Raw genomic sequence first — 3,297 nt, 5'->3', positions numbered from 1 at the left:
GCCCGTCCGCTCGCCGCCCGGCGCCGTGCTTCCGCCCGTCGCGCCCCTCGCCGGCAGCCCCAGCGGTCTCCCCGGCCGCATCCGCACCGCCGTCTCCCGCACCGCCGTCTCCCGCACCGCCGTCTCCCGCGGCGTCCGCCGGTCGCTCGGAGCGCCCGCCCGACCCGGCCGGCGCACCGGTCTCCTGGCCCCCGGCACGCGCCGGCCCCGCCTCCCGCGTGGTGCGCCCGGCCTCCGCCTCCCCCGAGGACGAACGCGCCGCCGCCACCCCGATCAGCGTCGCCGCGGCGAGCCCGCCGGCCGCCGCCCAGACCACGGCACGCCGCCCGCGCCACCGGACTCCGGACAGCAGGGCGGTGGTGCGGCGCCGGGCCGGCGTCGGCGTACGGGCCGGGGCGAGCAGCACGGCAGGATCGTCCGGAGGGGCGGCCTCCGGCGGTTCGGCGAGGGTGGGGCCGGGGCCCTAACTGTCGATCTGGGCTTGAGGGGTGGGGGTTGGCCCAGTGGGCTCGGTGGGGTCGCTGGGCTCGGCAGCGCCTGGTGGGTCGGTGGGGGCGGTGCCTGCGGAGGACGGTTCGCCGCCGCCGGCCGCGGGGCCCGGGCTCGTACCGCCTGTCGGGCCTGTACCGCGCGTTGAGGGCGTACCGCCAGTGGCGCCTGCGCCGGCGGCGGTGCCCGTAGCGGTGGGAACGCTTGTACCTCCCGTGGCGTCGGTACGATCCGTGCCGCCCGCACCATCAATGACGCCTGTACTGGCGGATCCGCCCGTACCCGCGGGAGCGCTCGTACTGCCCGCAACGCCCGTACGATCCACGGTGTTTGTGCGGTCCGCACCGCCCTCGGAGCCCGTACGGTCCGGGCTGTCCGGGCTGGCCGGGCTGTCGACGTCGCTCGTACGGCCCGTGCCACCTGAGACGCCTGCGGTCTCCGCATCGCCCGTACGATCCATGCCCTTTGCGCTGGCCGTGGCGCCCGCAGCGCCCGCAGCCCCCGCACTACGCAGCGTGCCACCGGCGCGACCCGGGGCCGAGCGGCGTGTCGCGTCCGCGCGGAGCCAGAGGCGGTGCAGTTCCATGTGTTCGTCCGGGGTGGCGGCGCACAGCCTGGCCAATCGCTCGATCGGCGCGTAGGACGCGGGTACGGCATCGCCGTTGCAGTAGCGGTGCAACGTGGAGGTGCTGACGTGCAGTCGCCTGGCCAGTGCCCCGTAGCTGCGTCCCGACCGCTCCTTTAACTCTCGCAGACGGTCGGCGAACTTCTCCCCATCGGCCGCGCTCCCCACCCGCGCCACCCCCTGTTTCTCTTGATCCCGCACGGTGCTCGGTACCGGCGGGTGTCGGCCCGCCGCGTCACGCCACGCCGTACCGGCCCGTCGCTGCGGGGCCGGCGGCCCGGCCGGCCACCCGCGGTCGTGCGGGCCGGGCCGACCGGTCGACACCGCGGGGCCCGGCGCGCCGTCGACGACCTGCCCTCGCGCGCGCCCGCCCGCACGGTGAGCGGTGGTGACACCCAAGGTGACCGCTGTACGGCCGGGACGGTTGCGGTCCGCGGGCCACGGATTGGATCAGGGTCCGCGGGGCCGACCGCCCGCCGCACCGTCGTGTCGGAAAACCGCCAGCCGTGACCGGGGCCGGGCTGGTGAACTGGCCCGTATGATCGACGGAACACACACCCCCGCCGCCCCCACTGCCCCCGCCGCCCCGCCCGGCCTTGCTGCCGCTACGGCCCGACGGGCCGAACTCGCCCAGTCCTTGCACGCACTGCACTCCGGTGGGCGGGTGCTGGTGCTGCCGAACGCCTGGGACGCGGCCAGCGCCCGGCTGATCGAGGACGCCGGCGCGAGCGCCGTGGCCACCACCAGTGCGGGGGTCGGCTGGGGGCTCGGTTCGGCCGACGGCGAGCGGCTGGACCGGCAGCGGGCGCTCGAACTGGTCAGGAGCGTGGTGGCTGCCGTACGGGTGCCGGTGACGGCGGACGTCGAGTGCGGCTACGGGGACGACCCCGAGGCGGTCGCCGAGACGGTGCGCGGCGTCCTCGCGGCGGGCGCGGTCGGCGTCAACCTGGAGGACGCCAGCTACGGGGCGCAGGACGGGGCACAGGGCGCCGCGATGCGCCCGGCGGACGAACACGCGGCCCGCATCGCCGCCGCCCGCTCGGCCGCCGACGACGCCGGGGTGCCGCTGTTCATCAACGCCCGCACCGACATCTACCTGAAGTCCGTGGGCGATCCGAAGGAGCGGTTCGCGGAGACCGTACGGCGCGCGGGCGCGTACGTGGCGGCCGGCGCCGACGGCGTCTTCGTGCCCGGCGTGGTGGACCCGCAGACCGTCGCCGCACTGGCGCGCGAGATCGCCGTGCCGCTCAACGTCATGGCCGGCCCCGGCGCCCCCAGCGTCGGCGAGTTGGCCCGCCTCGGCGTGGCCCGGATCAGCGTCGGCGCCGCCATCGCACAGGCGGTGCACGCGCTCACCCAGCGGGCGGCGCGCGAACTGCTCACCGAGGGCACGTACACCAGCTTCGCCGACGGGCTCGGCTACCCGGAGCTGAACGGTCTCTTCGGCCGCCGCCCGTAGCGCGCCGCCCCCGACCGCGCCGTGCGGGGCCGCGCGGTCAGCGCCGGGCGTTGCACGGCGAGCAACGCCATGTCGTCGGCCGACGCGCCGCCGGCGTGCCGGAGCACGTCGCGGTGGACCGCGTCCAACAGTTCGCCGGGCGCGGCGCCGCCGAGGCGGGCCAGCCGCGCCAGCGGGTCGTAGAAGTCGCCGTCGGCGTTGCGCGCCTCGGTCAGCCCGTCGGTGACCAGCAACAGGGTGGAACCGGCGGGGAAGGGCAGTTCGTCGTGCGGGCGGGGCGCGGTCGGGCGCCTGCCGGGCGTGCCGTGGGCTCCGGCCGGCCCGTCGCCGTCCGGCCCCGCGCCCGGCTCAAGACCGAGCCCGAGCGGCAGCAGCCGCCGACCGGGTTCGAGCCACCGGGCCCGGCCCTGGCGCAACAGCAACGGGGCGGGATGGCCGCGGTTGACCAGCCGCACCCGACTCCCGTCCACACTCACCTCGACGACCAGCACGGTCGCGAAGTGCTCGGCGGCCTCGGCGTCCGGGACCGCATCCGTACCGGCGGCCGTGTCCGTGCCGGTGTCCATATCCGCACCGGTGGCCGTTTCCGCGTCCGTGTCCGCGCCCGGTGTCGCGCCCACGCGTGCGTGCGCGCGCGTAGGGCGGGCTCTTTTTCACAACTCCGCGCCCACGAGACGGCCTCCGCTAGCGGGTGGGGGGGGGGGGGGGGGGAAGAAGCAGGGGG

At 77.0% G+C, this 3,297-nt stretch carries 3 protein-coding genes and 1 pseudogene; 1 reads left to right on the top strand and 3 read right to left on the bottom strand.

Annotation, left to right across the window (positions count from 1 at the left end; translation table 11 throughout):
• Positions 1-406, bottom strand: a pseudogene (locus AAHZ94_RS31195) (hypothetical protein); the annotation flags it as partial.
• A gap of 57 nt (positions 407-463) precedes the next feature.
• Positions 464-1,282 (bottom strand): helix-turn-helix domain-containing protein, encoded by an 819-nt coding sequence (locus AAHZ94_RS31190; protein ID WP_349997078.1) that lies wholly within the window; start codon positions 1,280-1,282, stop codon positions 464-466.
• Between the two features lie 370 nt (positions 1,283-1,652).
• On the opposite strand from AAHZ94_RS31190, the gene AAHZ94_RS31185 reads away from it, so the two are divergent.
• Positions 1,653-2,573 carry an isocitrate lyase/PEP mutase family protein gene (locus tag AAHZ94_RS31185; RefSeq protein ID WP_349997076.1) on the top strand — a complete coding sequence of 307 codons (921 nt, stop codon included), beginning with the start codon at positions 1,653-1,655 and terminating at the stop codon, positions 2,571-2,573.
• On the opposite strand, the gene AAHZ94_RS31180 is transcribed toward AAHZ94_RS31185, so the two are convergent.
• The gene (locus AAHZ94_RS31180; RefSeq protein WP_349997075.1) at positions 2,534-3,139 is read right to left on the bottom strand and encodes a PP2C family protein-serine/threonine phosphatase; all 606 of its coding nucleotides are present in this window, start codon (positions 3,137-3,139) and stop codon (positions 2,534-2,536) included. The two genes, AAHZ94_RS31185 and AAHZ94_RS31180, sit on opposite strands and share 40 nt — an antisense overlap.
• Positions 3,140-3,297 lie beyond the last annotated feature (158 nt).

Source organism: Streptomyces sp. HSW2009, assembly GCF_040240285.1.
In the GTDB taxonomy this organism is placed as follows: Bacteria; Actinomycetota; Actinomycetes; order Streptomycetales; family Streptomycetaceae; genus Streptomyces.
Note: the sequence above shows the minus strand (reverse complement) of the source record. Positions and strands in the feature narration are given on the sequence as shown.

Coding starts and splice junctions, on each gene's coding strand:
- AAHZ94_RS31185 (WP_349997076.1), top strand. CDS start 1,653: ATGATCGACGGAACACACACCCCCGCCGCCCCCACTGCCCCCGCCGCC.
- AAHZ94_RS31180 (WP_349997075.1), bottom strand. CDS start 3,139: ATGGACACCGGCACGGACACGGCCGCCGGTACGGATGCGGTCCCGGAC.